15 protein-coding genes are annotated in these 14,937 nt (G+C 63.3%); 6 read left to right on the top strand and 9 right to left on the bottom strand.

All coding sequences use genetic code 11. The features are described 5' to 3' along the window. Positions 1-91: 91 nt before the first annotated feature. Positions 92-754 carry a protein-L-isoaspartate O-methyltransferase family protein gene (locus tag I6F28_RS20965; RefSeq protein WP_036028010.1) on the bottom strand — a complete coding sequence of 221 codons (663 nt, stop codon included), beginning with the start codon at positions 752-754 and terminating at the stop codon, positions 92-94. A gap of 141 nt (positions 755-895) precedes the next feature. Continuing rightward, complete coding sequence (locus I6F28_RS20960; RefSeq protein WP_035999393.1) at positions 896-1,075, bottom strand: hypothetical protein; 180 nt, start codon at positions 1,073-1,075, stop codon at positions 896-898. A gap of 458 nt (positions 1,076-1,533) precedes the next feature. Here I6F28_RS20960 and I6F28_RS20955 point away from each other — a divergent pair, with 458 nt between their 5' ends. Genes I6F28_RS20955 through I6F28_RS20945 form a run of 3 tightly spaced genes read left to right on the top strand, consistent with a single transcriptional unit; the run spans position 1,534 to position 3,307 of the window. Then, complete coding sequence (locus tag I6F28_RS20955; RefSeq protein WP_035999395.1) at positions 1,534-2,181, top strand: CoA transferase subunit A; 648 nt, start codon at positions 1,534-1,536, stop codon at positions 2,179-2,181. A gap of 4 nt (positions 2,182-2,185) precedes the next feature. Beyond that, positions 2,186-2,836, top strand: coding sequence for a 3-oxoacid CoA-transferase subunit B (locus I6F28_RS20950; protein WP_036028009.1), 651 nt, complete (start codon positions 2,186-2,188; stop codon positions 2,834-2,836). A gap of 12 nt (positions 2,837-2,848) precedes the next feature. Continuing rightward, positions 2,849-3,307: a MaoC family dehydratase gene (locus I6F28_RS20945; protein ID WP_036039469.1), complete on the top strand. Its 459-nt coding sequence runs from the start codon at positions 2,849-2,851 to the stop codon at positions 3,305-3,307. A gap of 198 nt (positions 3,308-3,505) precedes the next feature. Here I6F28_RS20945 and I6F28_RS20940 read toward each other — a convergent pair whose 3' ends face one another. Together I6F28_RS20940 and I6F28_RS20935 are read right to left on the bottom strand one after the other, a co-directional pair. Then, positions 3,506-4,390 (bottom strand): alpha/beta fold hydrolase, encoded by an 885-nt coding sequence (locus I6F28_RS20940; RefSeq protein ID WP_225112860.1) that lies wholly within the window; start codon positions 4,388-4,390, stop codon positions 3,506-3,508. A 9-nt stretch (positions 4,391-4,399) separates the two neighbouring features. Continuing rightward, positions 4,400-6,907 (bottom strand): alpha/beta hydrolase, encoded by a 2,508-nt coding sequence (locus I6F28_RS20935; protein ID WP_225140828.1) that lies wholly within the window; start codon positions 6,905-6,907, stop codon positions 4,400-4,402. A gap of 132 nt (positions 6,908-7,039) precedes the next feature. Here I6F28_RS20935 and I6F28_RS20930 point away from each other — a divergent pair, with 132 nt between their 5' ends. Together I6F28_RS20930 and I6F28_RS20925 are read left to right on the top strand one after the other, a co-directional pair. Beyond that, positions 7,040-7,966, top strand: a complete 927-nt coding sequence (locus I6F28_RS20930) for an alpha/beta fold hydrolase (RefSeq protein WP_225140826.1) — start codon at positions 7,040-7,042, stop codon at positions 7,964-7,966. Continuing rightward, positions 7,963-8,562 carry a hypothetical protein gene (locus I6F28_RS20925; protein ID WP_225140824.1) on the top strand — a complete coding sequence of 200 codons (600 nt, stop codon included), beginning with the start codon at positions 7,963-7,965 and terminating at the stop codon, positions 8,560-8,562. Before I6F28_RS20930 ends, I6F28_RS20925 begins: the two co-directional genes overlap by 4 nt. An 18-nt stretch (positions 8,563-8,580) precedes the next feature. Here I6F28_RS20925 and fabI read toward each other — a convergent pair whose 3' ends face one another. The 4 genes from fabI to I6F28_RS20905 are packed head-to-tail and all read right to left on the bottom strand — an operon-like array spanning position 8,581 to position 13,806. After that, complete coding sequence (gene fabI, locus I6F28_RS20920; RefSeq protein WP_025035483.1) at positions 8,581-9,369, bottom strand: enoyl-ACP reductase FabI; 789 nt, start codon at positions 9,367-9,369, stop codon at positions 8,581-8,583. Further along, positions 9,366-10,580, bottom strand: a complete 1,215-nt coding sequence (locus I6F28_RS20915) for an acetate/propionate family kinase (RefSeq protein WP_035999405.1) — start codon at positions 10,578-10,580, stop codon at positions 9,366-9,368. Before I6F28_RS20915 ends, fabI begins: the two co-directional genes overlap by 4 nt. 5 nt (positions 10,581-10,585) lie before the next feature. Further along, entirely contained in the window at positions 10,586-11,548 is a 963-nt protein-coding gene (locus tag I6F28_RS20910; RefSeq protein WP_225140822.1) for a phosphate acetyltransferase, read from the bottom strand. 29 nt (positions 11,549-11,577) lie between these two features. Continuing rightward, positions 11,578-13,806: a DUF3141 domain-containing protein gene (locus tag I6F28_RS20905; RefSeq protein ID WP_225140820.1), complete on the bottom strand. Its 2,229-nt coding sequence runs from the start codon at positions 13,804-13,806 to the stop codon at positions 11,578-11,580. Between the two features lie 153 nt (positions 13,807-13,959). Here I6F28_RS20905 and I6F28_RS20900 point away from each other — a divergent pair, with 153 nt between their 5' ends. Further along, positions 13,960-14,478, top strand: coding sequence for a GNAT family N-acetyltransferase (locus tag I6F28_RS20900; protein WP_225140818.1), 519 nt, complete (start codon positions 13,960-13,962; stop codon positions 14,476-14,478). 21 nt (positions 14,479-14,499) lie between these two features. On the opposite strand, the gene I6F28_RS20895 is transcribed toward I6F28_RS20900, so the two are convergent. Next, positions 14,500-14,934 (bottom strand): hypothetical protein, encoded by a 435-nt coding sequence (locus I6F28_RS20895; protein ID WP_306469113.1) that lies wholly within the window; start codon positions 14,932-14,934, stop codon positions 14,500-14,502. Positions 14,935-14,937: the final 3 nt, after the last annotated feature.

Raw genomic sequence — 14,937 nt, 5'->3', positions numbered from 1 at the left:
CCTGGGGGTGGTTCTCAGTGGAAACTCTTCGCGTGCAGCATCCCGGCCACACTTCTGATTCAGAACGGGATTTGGGGCGGCTTTGGGGCCGTCAGAAGACAAAGGCAGCCGCCCGTTCCAGCCCGGGAAGCACCGGGGCGGCGGCGTCGAACAGGGTCCGATGACCGAATTCGCCGTGGGTACGGGTCACGATCGTGGCGCGCGGCGGCCTCGATTCGGCCGACACCCCCACCAGGCGCCCACCCTCCTTCAGCTGCCCGAGCAGCGCTTCCGGCATCACCTCGGCCGCGCCGTTGAGGAGAATCACATCATAGGGGGCAGCAGCAGGGTCCCCCTCGGTGCAGGCCGCCGCCTTGCAGGCGACATTGGCAAGCCCCTGGGCGGCGAAGGCGTCGCTGGCCTTGGCCGCCAAAGCCGAATCGCACTCGGTCGCCGTGACCTGACGCGCGAGCTTGGCGGCCAGTGCGGCGAGATAGCCGGTGGCGCAGCCCACGACCAGCACGTTGTCATCCGCGCCGATCTCGGCGGCCTGGAGCAGCTTGCCGGTCAGCGCCGGCTTGATCAGGAACCGCTTGGCGGCGCCCTCGCTGACGTCGAGGTCGAGATCGAGGTAAGCCAGCGCCTGCCGGCCGGCCGGCACGAAGGCCTCGCGCGGCACCGTGAGCATGGCATCGAGAACACGACGGTCGGTGACGTCATTGGTGCGCACCTGGCCATCGACCATTTTTTGGCGCGCGGTCGAAAAACCGGACATTTGCGGACCCTGCAATGCGGACGATGCCGCGGAGAAAAATCGCGGCATCTTTTGGAGCATGCTCGGTCAAAACGCAACATAGCGGTTGGCGATGCGCGTTTCGCGCTCCGCAACCTCTCCTGATGGAGGGCCGGGCCGGCCCTATTCGATGGCGACTGCCAGGCGGCCAATGAGGCCAGCGACCTCGTCCAGCCGCGCCGAATCCGGCGCCTCGACTGCGCGCGCGAGACAAGCGAGGCATTCATCGTCGCTGAGCTCGGGGATGCCGGCCGGCAGAATCGAGGGGGCCAAATCAGAACGGTCGACCTTGTTGTCTGGCATGGGAATCAGCTCCGCGAGTGTCCGGCAGATCCACGCTCGACGTAAATTGAGTCGTTTTGGCGCCGTCCGAATGGCGGGACCTCGCCGACGCACAGGTGTTCGAGCGCGATTCCGTGCTGCACCCCGGTGCTTCGCTCTAGATTTCAGGCAAAGCACATAGCACGCAGCATTAGGATGCAAGGGCAAGCTTTTGAATTTAGTAAGATTCGGCTCTCCGGACTGGATCCGGTTTTGTTACGGAAGCGTCGGTTTCTCTTGAGCCTTTTAGCGCGCCTCAGCGTCGAGGTTCCCAAATCATTCCCAAGGCCTACCAAGCGTTCACGTTGGAGAGGGACGCGCTGACGGCGCGCAATGATCCAGAGGCCCTTGACCCATATCAAGGGAGCCCGTCGCCCGCCCGCCAACATCCACACATTACCGCCCTTCAGCCCATCGTCGGGCGACCGGGAGTTTCGATCATGAAGGCTGTTTCCGTCGAAGAAGCCGTTGCGATGATCCCGGCGGGCGCCAGCGTCATGGTTGGCGGCTTCATGGGAGTTGGAACGCCGGAGCGGCTGCTCGACGAAGTCGTGCGTCAGAGGAAGACGGGTCTGACCTTGATCTCGAATGACGCGGCCACGCCCGGCAAGGGCGTCGGCAAGCTGTTCGATCAGGCACTGGTGTCGAAGCTGACGGCAACGCATATCGGTCTCAATCCGAAGGCGCAGCAGCAGATGCTGGCGAACCAGATCGCGGTCGACCTCGTGCCGCAAGGCACCTTCGTCGAACGCATCCGCGCCGGCGGGTGCGGTCTCGGCGGGGTGCTGACGCCGACCGGGGTCGGAACGCTGGTGGCCGAAGGCAAGCGCCAGATCGAAGTCGACGGCAAGCCGTTCCTGCTGGAAACGGCGCTGCGGGCGCAATTCGCATTGGTGCACGCCTTCCTCGCCGACTACCTCGGCAACCTCGCCTACGCCCTCACTTCGCGCAACTTCAACCCGGTCATGGCGATGGCAGCCGACACCGTCATCGTGACGGCGGAGCATATCGTCCCGGTCGGCGTGATCGCGCCCGATCACGTCGTCACCCCCGCGCCGCTCGTCGACTATCTCATCACCAACGGGTGACATCATGGATCCCCAGATCATCATCGCCCGGCGTGTCGCCAAGGAGCTGAGGAGCGGTAATCTCGTCAATCTCGGCATCGGCATTCCGACCCTGGTCGCCAATTACGTGCCGTCGGACCTGAAGGTCTTCTTCCAGTCCGAGAACGGATTGATCGGCACCGGGCCGATTCCCGAGCAGGGCATGGCGCATCCGACGCTCACCGATGCCGGCGGACGCCCGATCAGCGCGCTGCCGGGCGCATCCACCTTCGACAGCGCGATGTCGTTCGGCTTGATCCGCGGCGGCCACGTCGATGTCACCGTGCTCGGCGGCCTCCAGGTCGATGCGCATGGCCATCTCGCGAACTGGATGATTCCGGGCAAGATGGTCCCGGGCATGGGCGGCGCAATGGACCTCGTCACCGGCGCCAAGCGCGTGATCGTCGCCATGCAGCACGCGGCCAAGGGCAAGTCGAAGATCGTGGTGAAATGCTCGCTGCCGCTGACCTCGGCACGCCCTGTCAACCTTGTCGTGACCGACATGGCCGTGATCGGTTTTCCCGATGGCAAGGCGACGCTGCTGGAAACAGCACCCGGCATGAGCATCGGCGAGGTCATGGCCTTGACGGAGGCCGAACTCGCCATTCCCGACAATGTTCCGGAAATGAAGCTCTGAACAGGTCAACCCATGCGAATATTCAGCGACTTCAACGAGATCAAATCCGCAATCGGCACCGAGATAGGCGCCAGCGACTGGATCGAGATCACGCAGGACCGCATCAACCAGTTCGCCGAGGCGACCTGCGACGAGCAGTGGATCCATGTCGACCAGGAGCGCGCCAAGCAGGAGATGCCGGGCGGCAAGACCATCGCCCATGGCCTGCTCTCGCTTGCCCTTGCCCCGCTGTTCATCCGCTCGGTCATCGGCCTGAAGGGGCTGCGCAACACGCTGAATTACGGTGCTGACCGCATCCGATATCTCGCGCCGGTACCGGCGGGCTCGAAGTTACGCGGCCGGGTCACGATCGCGGAAGCAGAGGACGTGCCGCCGGACGGGCTGCGCGTCAACTACCACCTCGTGATCGAGATCGAGGGCGGCAAAAGGCCGGCCTGTGTCGCCGAATTGATCGCTCTGCACTATCGCTGAATCAAAGAGTCGAAAAACAACCCCATGCACAGTAGACATGGGGCTGATCTGATTGATGTTTCCTGTTCGCCCGGAACCGGTTGCTCCGTCGGGCAAAACACTGGCAATATTGTCACCATCGATCGTGGGTCGCCGGACTGCTCAGCGCGTCAATCGACGATGTGGTGGCCGCCGTCGACGTCGAGGCCCCGCCGGGGATCAGCTTGGCGCCGTGGATGGTGACGCGGCACGTCCTCCGAACCAGGCGCCGAAATAGCCTGCATAAAGTGCCGGCGATTCGAGGTTCATCGAATGCCCTACGCCTGGCACGATGACCAGCCGGCAATCCGGCATCGCTTCGGCCATAGCACGGAGATCGGCCGGCGCGATCCAACCGTCCCGCTCGCCCCACAACACGAGGTGCGGATGCCGGATCTCGGACATACGGCGCTCCAGCTCACGGCTCTCCTTCTCCCGCGTCAGGTTCACCGGCGTGCCGATCCAGATCCCCTCCGATACGCCGAAGGTCTGCCCAATGATCCGATCGAACAGCGTCTGGATCTCTCCCAGCCCCTCGCGAAAGCGAGGGACCATGTTCGGCCCCATGCTCTCCGGGACGAACAGCGAAGAAGCGGCTGTAGCCATCACGGACCGCGTCAGCTCCTTGCTCGACATCATGGCCCTGAATAATCCGATCTGATCGGCATCGAAGGCCATGCCGAGCGGCGTTACCGGATCGAGCGCGAACACACGGCCGAAGCGCTGCGGCTGCTCGAGCAGCATTCTGGCGGCGATGATGCCGCCGGTGGAATGTGTCGCGAGATGGCAATAGCCGATCCCGAGCGTATCGAGCGCCGCCAGCATGTCCTCGGCGTGCTGCCGCATGGAGTAGTTGGAATAGTCGGCCGACGGCTTCGGCCGGTCGCTGTCGCCACAGCCGCGCCAATCGATTGCAACCACACGGAGCCCGATCGGAAACAATGGCGCGGCGAGCTCGATCCAGTCCTTGCTGGCGAGATTTCCGTGGATGAAGACGACGGTGACGTCGCCTCCTCCCCACTCCCGCCAGCCGAGTCGGAGTTCGCCCGCCTGCACCCTTGGCATCGCCGGGCCCTACTTGTTGAGGCCAGCCGTCGGAGCCGCTCCAGGCGGTGTCGGCGCCACTGGCAAGGCAGAGACGACGGCGCCCTTGATCATGCGATCGGTTCCGAGCGGCGATGATGTGTCCACCTCCCCGTTGGTCACGAAATCCACGACATCGGCAGCGTATTCCACTGGATTGTCGGTGTGGATGAAGTGTCCGGTCTCCGGATAGATCTTGAGCATCGGCCGGTTGCCGGCATTGGTCATACGCGTCATGAACGGCGTGATGACGTCGCGGCCGAGGTCCGTCAGGCCGTTGAACGCAGGCGTCGGAATGAACGGCTCCTTGTCGCCGAACGCCAGGAAGATCGGCGCTTTGATCTGGGTGACCCGCTCATAGAGGTTCTTCGGGTCATCCTGCTGGAGCTCAGCACCGATCGTGTAGATGTCGAAGATGAAGACGTTGCACCACTGATCGAGCTCCTTCGGGTTGCCCTTGGTAAGCCCGGCGCGTTGCTCGGTATGGAAACGGGCATATTCGCTGTCGTTGAAGAAGTATCCGCTCTTCGCAGCCGATACCACGCCGGTGTCCGGATCACGTTTCTTGAAGTAGAAGAAGTCGCGGACGTTCTGCTCGCTCCGCGCCTTTTCCGCAGCGAGAATACCGGTCTGGTCCCAGACCTGCTTCCACTTGTCGAAGTCTCGGCCGAGACCGTCGGCGAACAGAGGCGCCTTCTTGTCCTTGGCAATGGTGATCTCGCGCGGATATTCCTCGAGGCCGGACGGCGCCTCCAAGGCGAGGCCCTGCACCGCATCAGGCCAGGTCAGGGCGTAGCCCACGACGAACTGGCCGCCGAGCGAGTGGCCGAGATAGTACGCCTTCTTGACTCCGAGCTGGTTGACCACGAGGTCGTAGATCACCTCGCGCATGTCCTGCATGGTGCGAGCAGGATTCTTGTCGAGATTGCCGGGCCCCGACATGCCGTAATGCGGTAGGTCCGGCACGATCACGCGCAGGCCGCTGCGCAGCGCATACTGCATGATGTTGCCGTAATGGCCGCCGAACGCGCCCTTGCCGTGGATGATGACGAGCACCTTCGGATCCTTGTCGGTGCCGGCATACTCGTCCATGTAGCCGATTTCCCAGGAATTGCCGCTCTTGTCCTTGGCACTGCCGAATTTGACCGGATAGGGATAGGTCACGTAGGCCTTCCAGAACGACTTCTTGGGATCAATCGTCTGGGCGACGCCGGGCACGCGGTAATTCTTGTCGACGAATTTCTGGGCGCGATCGAGGGCCGCCACGTCATCCATGAAGGCGACGAACTTCGGATCGTTCTTGCGCTGGTTGATGATCGGGAACACGCCGTAGTGCGCGACGGGGCTCTCCTGTGCGATAAGATCAGCGCCGGGCACGCGATCGACAGCCTTCTGCGCCAGCTTGAAGTTGAGCCAGAGGTCGTTGGTGATGTGCATCACCAGCGTGCGAGCCTGAATGCGACCGAGATAGGGATTGACGTTATGGGTCTCGCCGACCCGATTGCGCCAGACGAGATCGACGGCGTCGTAGAGCTTGGCGCGATTGGTGACGTTGAGGCCGGCCTTCTCGTTCGGTGGATCCCAATAGAAAATCTCGGGCTGTACCGCCGCCCAGTTCTGGGTCGTACGGAAGGAAAAGTCATAACCCGTCATGCCGAGGATCGACCAGCCGAAGGCCACGCCCGGCACCGGATGCTTTTCCTTCGGGAGCTTGTAATAATCGCCCTCGGTCGCCTGCCAGACCGGATCGCCCTGGATCGCGGCTGTCATCATCTGGAAAGTCCAGTTGCCGACCGGGTCGTCGCCATCCGATTGCGTGGTGCCGCCGATCGGCATCAGGGCGCTGACATATTCCGGATGCATCACGCCCCAGACGTAGGTCTGCGTGCCACCCATGGAGACGCCGGTCACCAGCGCGACGCGCGCGACCTTCAGCTCGTCGCGCAGCAGGCGGTAGTTCGCCTGCACCATGTCGTAGTAGCTGTATTGCGGAAACTTGATGCCTAGGCCGTCGGATGGCTTGCTCGCGCCCCAAGTGCCGAGCGGATCGACCATGATGACATAGTAACGATCCGTATCGATCGGCCGGCCCGGACCAATGATGGGTACGCCACCCGACAACGCCGCACCCTTGACCCACTGTTCGTACATGTCGGTGGAATCGCCGGAATAATAGGAGTTGATCACGATGGCATTGGTGATCTCGCCCGCCGCGTTGCGCCTTGCGTTGCCGACGGCGATGTAAGCCGTGCGCAGCTTGCCGGCCCCGAGCGATTCCAGCGTGACGCCGCCCTCGCCGCCGTTCTCCCATTTGGAAGGGTCGGTCAGGTCGTACTTGCCGCCCAGGCGGAAGTTGGCGATCTCGTAGGTCTTCTTCAGCCCGTCATGCTGCACCTGCGACGAACGGCGCGTGAAAGGCTGTGCGGTTGCGATCGCCGTTCCGAGCAGCAGCACGATCAGGCTCAACAGGCAACGATTCAACGCATCTCGTTCGGCCATGATGCGATCCTCCCTGGAAGATTTTCCTGAAACGCTAGGCAGGGCGGCCGGGGAAGGTTTGATCTAGCTCAATGGAATCCGCTCGGAGGAATCGAGGATCGCGGGCATCAAAAGACCGGCGGTACCCTCGCGATGCCCTTCCTCAGCCACGGCTCATATCGGATCCGCTATGAGCTCGACGGGCCGGCGGGCGCACCGGCCTATGTTCTCGTGAACGGGCTGACGCAATATTCCGAGCTGTGGAGCGCCTATCGCGAGGCCTTGTCGGCGCGAGGCTTTCGCGTTGCGACCTTCGATCTTCTCGGCCAGGGCGCCTCCGACAAGCCGAGGCTCTTCATCAGCCAGGACGATCAAGTCGCTGCACTGCGCCTCCTCATCGACGAACTCGGGGACGGTCCGATCTTTCTGAGCGGGATCAGCTTTGGCGGCCTGATCGCGCTGCGATATGCGATCGAGCATGGCAAGCGGCTGGCCGGGCTGGTGCCGATGAGCTGCTTTGCGGAGCTGTCGCCGCAACTCTTGCTGCTTGGCAATGCGCTGCGGACCGGCCTGATCCTCGGTGGCACGAGTTACCTCCAGGATCTCCTGTTGCCCATGAACCTCTCGGACCAATGGCTGAAGCCACTGCTGGACAAGCTCGAGAGCGTGAAGCGGCAAGGTTGGCTGGTCAACGACGTCTACGCGCTGCAAAACCTGATGGAATCTTTCTTCGACTTCCAGCCGCTCACGCCGCGCCTGTCCGCGATCGCCGTTCCGACCATGATTCTCAACGGCGAGTTCGATTTCCTGACGCCGCGGGCTCTCCACGAAACATTGCGTGTCGAGATTCAGAACAGCTCATTGGTGATCATCCCCAGGGCCTATCACGCCTTCACGCTGGAGAAAGGGGCACTGACCGCCGATCTGCTGGCGCGCTTTGCCGAAGACGTGCTGGCCGGCCGCTGGCAGGGCAATCAAGCGGTCTGGGTGGCGCCGGACCAGCCCGGCGGCGAGCTCACGCCGTTTCCTGCCGGCTACGATCATCTGCGTGCCATCCCGGTCAAGCGAGCACTGCCATGAGCGGCTTCCTCGGTCCCGTCGCGCCGGACGGTCGCATTCCACCGAACCAGCAGACGAAGGTCGCAGCATTCCTGATTTCGGCGCACGGCGCCCTGGCTCGGCAATTCGCTTTCATGCTGCCCGCGAGGCTCGACGCGGCATGGCAGACCGAATTGAATGCTCAATTTTATCGCGAGACCGAGATCGTCTCGCTGCTGCTGCGCGCCACGTCCTGGGTGCTGGATCCTTCCCTGGGTTACATGCTCGCCTCCTGGGAGTCCGCCTGGCTGCCTGCACCGGTCGAAGGGATCGCAGACCCTCGCCTTGCCCAAATGATTCACCTCGCAGCGCTTGCCCACGCCGTGCATGCCGGCATACGGCCGGCTGCGATCCTACCGATCGAGGCCAATGCGCAGGATCCTTTTGTTATGGCGCTACGCCGGATCGAATTTGAGAGTGGCCGGCTGTTGCAGGCCCAGATTCTGTTTCTGAAGAGCACAGACCTTGCGCCGCATCGCGACGCGGTCAGTGCGGCGCTCGCGCAGCGTCACGCCGACGTCCGCAAGCTCTGGCGCGAATTACTCGAGTGCATCGGCATCGGCGTACCGCCGGCATGACAACGCGCGATTGCGCGCTCAATCGATGATGTGATAGCCGCCGTCGATATAGAGCACGCCACCGGTGATCAGCTTAGCGCCGTCGAGCGCCAGGAACGCGGTGGCGTTGCCGACATCGTCGATGCTGACGAGGCTGCGCGAGGGCGCCTTGGATTGCGCCTTGTCCATTAGCTCATCGAACTCCGGAATGCCCGAGGCCGCGCGGGTGGCGAGCGGCCCTGGCGAGATCGCGTGCACGCGGATGCCCTTCGGACCGAGCTCGGCAGCGGCATAGCGGACCGCGGCTTCGAGCGCCGCCTTGGCGACGCCCATGATGTTGTAGTTCTCCACCACCATCTGGCTGCCGTAATAGGTCATGGTGAACATCGTGCCGCCGTTCTTCATCAGGGGTTCGGCTAGATGTGCCATCCGCAGGAACGACCAGCAGGAGACGTCCATGGTCTTCAGAAAGCCGTCGCGGCCGACATCGACGACGCGGCCGTGCAATGCTTCCTTCGGCGAAAAGGCGATGGAATGAAGCAGGAAATCGAGCTGCCCCCACTCCGACTTGATCCGCTCGAATACCGCTTCAGTCTGGCCTTCGACCATGACGTCGAGCGGCAGGAAGATCGGCGCTTCCAGGGCCTGCGCCAACGGCTCGACGTGCTTCTTGGCGCGGTCGTTCAGATAGGTGACGGCGAGATCGGCTCCGAGCGCGCGAAACGCCCTGGCGCAGCCCCAGGCGATCGATTGGTCATTGGCGATGCCGACGACGAGGCCCTTCTTCCCCTTTAGTGCGACCTTGCTGTCCGGAAATACTGGAATCATGACACCCTCTCTTTTCTGGGGTTGGGCGATTGGCCGTTCATCAACAGCGTCAGCGTGTGCTGCGCAATCATGAGCTCCTCGTCCGTCGGGACGACGTAGACCGGAACGAGACTCGTCTTTGCCGATATCAGCCGCGAATGGCGCGTGTTCTCGGCCGGGTCGAGTGCCACGCCAAGCCAGCCGAGCTGCTCCGCCACACGCGCGCGGATGCCGCTCGAGTTCTCGCCGATGCCGGCGGTGAAGACGAAGGCATCGATCCCCTGCAACGCCGCCGCCAGCATTCCGGCGTTGAGGCCGATGCGATAGACGAAATAGTCCACCGCCAGCTTCGCTTGCGGATCCGTGCTCGCCTCCAGCTCGCGCATGTCGTTGCTGAGCCCGGAAAGCCCCTTCAATCCGCAATCGCGATAGAGAAAATCCTGCACCTTCGACGGCGTCATCCCCTTCTCGGACAATAGGTACAGCACGACGCCCGGATCGAGCTGGCCCGGGCGCGTGCCCATCGGCAGCCCATCGAGCGCGGTGAATCCCATCGTGCTCTCGACGCTCAGCCCATTCTTCATCGCGCACATCGACGCGCCACTGCCGAGATGGGCGACAATCACCCGGCGCTTTGCGACCTCTGGCGCAATCTGGGGCAAGGTCCTGGAGATGTACTCATAGGAGAGCCCGTGAAAGCCGTAACGTCGCACACCTTCGGCGTGAAGCTGGTAGGGGATGGCGTAATGATCGGCCAGCGGACCGTGCGTGCGGTGAAACGCGGTGTCGAAGCACGCGACCTGGGGTATCGTCGGGAAATTGGCCAGGATCGAGCGGATCGGCGCGAGATTGTGCGGCTGATGCAGCGGCGCTAACGTGACGAAGCGTTCCAGCCGTGCCACCACGCCATGATCGACGAGAATTGGCCGCTCATGATCCGGCCCGCCATGGACGACGCGATGCCCGACCGCCAATGGATGGATGCGCGCCTCGTTCCGCAGCCATTCCCCCGCGACTTGCATCGCCGCCGGCACGTCCGGAATGGCCTCGATCGGATAGGCCCGGTCCGCCATGGGATCATTGCCTGCCCTGCTCGCCCGCAAGCGCGGACGGCTGCCGATGCCGTCCACCTGCCCCTTGATCAGGCGGCGCAGAACGCCCTCACCCTCGACCGCAAAGACCTGGAACTTGACGCTCGAGGAGCCGGCGTTGACGACGAGTATGCTGTCCATGGCGGTCACGCCGCGACTGTCGGCGCCTTCTGGCGCCGCGCGTGAGCATAAAGTGCAGCAACCGCGCAGGACGCCATCCGCGCTCTTGGGCTGTCCGCACGCGAGGTCAGGACGACGGGGACGCGCGCGCCGAGCACAATGCCGGCGCCGTCGGCCTTGGCGAAATAGGCGAGGTTCTTGGCCAGCATGTTGCCCGCTTCGAGATCGGGCACGACCAGGATCTGAGCGCGGCCGGCCACCTCGGACTTGATGCCCTTGATCCGTGCGGATTCGAGGTCGATCGCGTTGTCGAACGCCAGCGGCCCGTCGAGCACGCCGCCCGTGATCTGGCCGCGATCCGCCATTTTGCAGAGCGCCGCGGCCTCGATCGTGGATGGAATCTTCGATGTGACGGTTTCGACCGCGGAAAGGATGGCCACCCGCGGCGACTTGCCGAAGCCCGCCTGATTGTAGAGATCGATCGCGTTCTGAATGATGTCCCGCTTGGCGTCCAGATCGGGGAAGATGTTGATTGCGGCGTCAGTGACGAAGATCGTCTCGGCGTAGGCCGGCACATCCATGACAAAAACGTGGCTGATGCGCCGATCGGTGCGCAATCCCCCGACTTTGGCCGTGACGGCTCGCATCAGCTCGTCGGTGTGAAGGCTGCCCTTCATGAGCAGTTCGCCGCGCGCGGCATGGATCAATTCGACACCCCTCGCCGCGGCTTCGTCGCTGTACGCGGCATCCACGATCTCATAACCCGAGATGTCCAGGCCGAACGTGCTAGCCGTATCCCGGATCTTCCGCTCCGGTCCGACCAGGAGCGGCCGGATGATGCCGGCAGACGCGCTGTCGACGGCGCCGCGCAAGGATGTCTCATCGCAGGGATGCACCACGACGGTCGGCGTCGGCGGGATTGCCCTGGCCGCCGCGATCAGGCGATCATACTTGCTGGGAGACTGCGTGGCCGTCGCATCTGCTGACATGATGTCGCTCCCGATCCTTGCAACTCGCGTTACGACGCCTTCGCCTTGGGATCGAAAGGGGCAACGTTCGACGCCCTTTCGGCACCTTCCGCGGTGTCGAGGCCAAACAGGCCGGCGATCTGCCGCAGCCGGTTGGCGCGCTCGCCGGTGACATCCGCACTGGCCGACAGCACCTGCTCGATCGCCTCGAATGCTGCGCGGCGAACGTTCATGTCGTCAGGCAGCAATTTCGGGATTGCAGCGAGCGCCCCTTCCCGGTCGAGCAGCAGCATGAAGAACTGCTCGCGTACCAGCATCTTGAATTCGGCAAGAGACATGCGTGCGCCGCCATGATCCCGGCGGACCCGGCGCAGAGCCTCGATGCTGCGTTCGTCCACCATCCCCCGTGCCGAGCCGACATAGAGCAAAGCGCGCAACGCCGCTTCACGGAGGCCGCCCTCACCGATCCGCGACTTCAGCTCGGCAATGCGCTTCTCGAGCATGGTGCGATGCTCGGCGGACATCTCACGCCGACGCGACGGCGTGGACGTCGGATCGATCCCGACCGCCGCCTGGAGCGCCGGGGATCCATAGACGCTGAGGAACATCGCTTCGCTGAGCGCCTCCTGTGAATCGCGCCAGCTGTCGAGGGCGTGAACGACCTGCTTCGAGATCTGCTCCTGGAACGCCAGGAACGGATTGTCCGCAGCGACCGGCTTGCGCTTCTCGGCGGCCTTCTCGGCCAATGATTTCACCGTCGCCATGAAAGGATTCTGGCTGCTGAACAGCTCGTATTGCAGCCGCAGCGGATGCATGTTGTGAGCCCATTCGGCCATCTGTGGCGTCACCATGCGCTTGAGCCATGGCTGGACGAATTTTCGATAGGCCGCCAGGTTGATTTCCGAGATTCGTTTGGCGGTGGCAAAGCGTCGCTCGTCCTCAGGCGAATTGCCGCCCATGGCGCGGATGTCGTCGAGCGTCCGCGCTTCGCAGCGCATCACCCACTGGCCGACGACCAGATCCGAACTTGCGGTTTCCTCATCCTTCGCCTCGAACGTCGCTTCATAGAGTCCGGGCGGCAGAACGTCGATGAGGTCGATGTTGCTGGAAAATTCCGCGTGCTCCTTCTTGGCGACGCCGCCGGAGACGAAGATGCCGAGATGGCCGATGTTCTGGTGCACGGTGTAGACGATGGTCTGGCCATAGGCCCTGATCTCATCGACATCGGCATAGCAATCGAGGATCCAATGCAGCGCCTGCTGCGGCGGCGTGATGTTGTCGCCCTCCGAGCAGAACACCACGATCGGGGATCTGATGTTGCGAAGGTCGACCTTCCGGCCATCGGACATTTCGATGTTGCCGGCCGCGAGGTTGTTGCCGACGAACAGCTCATCGACGATGAATTGGATCTCCTCGGCGTTCAGGTTGACGTGGCCGCCCCACCAACGCTCGAATTCGAGGTAACGATCCGCCTCGGTGTCGACCTTGGAATAGACGTTGTATTGCTTGGTCCAGAGCGTATTCGACGGGTTCTGGTTCTCGAAGTTCTGCACCAGCCAAGCACCATCGAACTTGCCGGCGCCGAGATCGGAGGTCAGGGCCGTCAACCAGCTTCCGCCCAACAGCCCGCCCGAGTAGCGCATCGGATATTTTCCGTGCACGCCGGCCCAATAGGCCAGCGGCGCGCCGGCGATGATCAGCGGGCCGAATAGCTCGGGACGTAGCGAGGCCAGGATCATGACGGCCCATCCGGCCTGACAATTGCCGATCACGCAGGGCTTGCCGTCGGCATCCGGGTGAAGGCTCATGACCCTTTCGATGAAGATGGCTTCGGCACGCGCGATGCGCTCGATGGTCTGACCGGGCATCGGGTCCGGCAGGAATCCGATGAAGTAGCAGGGATGGCCTGCTTTCATCGCCACCCCGATCTCGCTGTCGGCCTTGAAGCCGCCGATGCCGGGGCCGTGGCCCGCACGCGGATCGACCACGACGAACGGCCGCCGGTTCATGTCGATCTCGACATTGGCGGGCGGAACGATGCGCACCAGCGCGTAATTGACGGGTTCGGCGAGCTGGCGCCCGTCCATGATCAACTCCGCCGCATATTGCAGAACATGCGGGGCGGTTTGCGCGAGGTGTTCCCTGTACTGGTCCCCGCGCCGGCGCATGATATCCAGGAACAGGATACTGCGCTGTCCCGCATCGACGAGGTATTCGACTGCCGAGGCGACCAGCCCCGACATGGGACCGCCCGGAATTTGCATCTTGTGCATGGACATGTTCTCGACCTCTTCGTCGCCTCGGCCAATTGACGGCTTGGAGCGAGGACGAACGTTGATCTAGGTCAAGATGATCTGCACGCTTCGGAGGCGTCTATCCTGCATTATAGGGCATGAGACCCGGCCGGGCGGTTTTGAAAGAGCGACATCGGCATGTCACAAGCTGCAACTTACAGCGTGCAAACCGTCCTGAAGGACGGCACTCCGACCGAAATCCGCGCGCTTCGCGCCAGCGACGAGGCGGACATGCTCGCTGCCATTGCGCGCACTAGACCGCAATCGCTGCAAAGCCGGTTCTTCGTTTTGAAACGGCATTTCTCGGAGAAGGAGCGTGCCTTCTTCATGGACGTGGATTTCAGCAATCACGTTGCGCTGGCCGCTCTCGCCGAGGAACAGGGTCGATACGCCATTATCGGCGGCGGCCGGTACGTCGTCGTCGAGCCCGGCCGGGCCGAGATGGCCTTCGTCGTGGTGGATGCCTGGCAGGGTCGCGGCATAGGCTCGCTGTTGCTGAGGCATCTGACGGACATCGCGCGCGAGCAAGGCGTACGAGAGCTCATCGCGGAAGTTCTGTCCGACAACGGGGCCATGCGAAGCATGTTTGCGAAGGCGGGCTTCAAGCTCGCGCGGAGTGACGATCCGAGAACGGTGCACCTGTCGCTCACGCTTTGATCCGCGCGCCCGGCTTGAGCCTCACCTCAAAGCGATCGTGATCCGACTGATATTGGCCGCCAGCTCGAGTCCCGCCTTCGGGCCTTGCAGCACCATCGTGACGCCCTTTTCGTTGCGGAGGTGCACACCGTTGGCACCGCCGACCAGCGCAAAGCCGCCGCCGACGGAGCTGTAGTTGCCGGCAAAATCTCTGACCTCCCTAATGCCGGATGCCCAGCCGTCGAGGCGACCGACACTTGCACCGACCGTGATGCCCAAGCTCACGCCGCTGACGCTGAAGGGATAGGTCTTGCCCCGGTACGTCAACACGCCGCTGCCGGCGCCACCGCCGGCCAGGAGGCCCGCCTTGACGATCTTCACTCTGACCTGACCGGTGGCCTGCGCGAAGGACGGCGCCGCCGGCAGGGTCAGCCCGAGCGCGAGCAGGAGCAGCGCGACCAGGCGAAATGCGCGCATGCG

This window comes from Bradyrhizobium sp. NBAIM14 (assembly GCF_020193895.1).
Taxonomy (GTDB): Bacteria; Pseudomonadota; Alphaproteobacteria; order Rhizobiales; family Xanthobacteraceae; genus Bradyrhizobium; species Bradyrhizobium yuanmingense.
This window is presented reverse-complemented; position numbering and strand designations above follow the sequence as displayed.

Bases quoted from the DNA above. Each gene is read 5' to 3' on its own strand.
- I6F28_RS20950 (WP_036028009.1), top strand. From the start codon at position 2,186: ATGGATCCCCAGATCATCATCGCCCGGCGTGTCGCCAAGGAGCTGAGG.
- I6F28_RS20895 (WP_306469113.1), bottom strand. From the start codon at position 14,934: ATGCGCGCATTTCGCCTGGTCGCGCTGCTCCTGCTCGCGCTCGGGCTG.
- fabI (WP_025035483.1), bottom strand. From the start codon at position 9,369: ATGATTCCAGTATTTCCGGACAGCAAGGTCGCACTAAAGGGGAAGAAG.
- I6F28_RS20900 (WP_225140818.1), top strand. From the start codon at position 13,960: ATGTCACAAGCTGCAACTTACAGCGTGCAAACCGTCCTGAAGGACGGC.
- I6F28_RS20960 (WP_035999393.1), bottom strand. From the start codon at position 1,075: ATGCCAGACAACAAGGTCGACCGTTCTGATTTGGCCCCCTCGATTCTG.
- I6F28_RS20930 (WP_225140826.1), top strand. From the start codon at position 7,040: ATGCCCTTCCTCAGCCACGGCTCATATCGGATCCGCTATGAGCTCGAC.
- I6F28_RS20945 (WP_036039469.1), top strand. From the start codon at position 2,849: ATGCGAATATTCAGCGACTTCAACGAGATCAAATCCGCAATCGGCACC.
- I6F28_RS20940 (WP_225112860.1), bottom strand. From the start codon at position 4,390: ATGCCAAGGGTGCAGGCGGGCGAACTCCGACTCGGCTGGCGGGAGTGG.
- I6F28_RS20925 (WP_225140824.1), top strand. From the start codon at position 7,963: ATGAGCGGCTTCCTCGGTCCCGTCGCGCCGGACGGTCGCATTCCACCG.
- I6F28_RS20955 (WP_035999395.1), top strand. From the start codon at position 1,534: ATGAAGGCTGTTTCCGTCGAAGAAGCCGTTGCGATGATCCCGGCGGGC.
- I6F28_RS20965 (WP_036028010.1), bottom strand. From the start codon at position 754: ATGTCCGGTTTTTCGACCGCGCGCCAAAAAATGGTCGATGGCCAGGTG.
- I6F28_RS20910 (WP_225140822.1), bottom strand. From the start codon at position 11,548: ATGTCAGCAGATGCGACGGCCACGCAGTCTCCCAGCAAGTATGATCGC.
- I6F28_RS20905 (WP_225140820.1), bottom strand. From the start codon at position 13,806: ATGTCCATGCACAAGATGCAAATTCCGGGCGGTCCCATGTCGGGGCTG.
- I6F28_RS20935 (WP_225140828.1), bottom strand. From the start codon at position 6,907: ATGGCCGAACGAGATGCGTTGAATCGTTGCCTGTTGAGCCTGATCGTG.
- I6F28_RS20915 (WP_035999405.1), bottom strand. From the start codon at position 10,580: ATGGACAGCATACTCGTCGTCAACGCCGGCTCCTCGAGCGTCAAGTTC.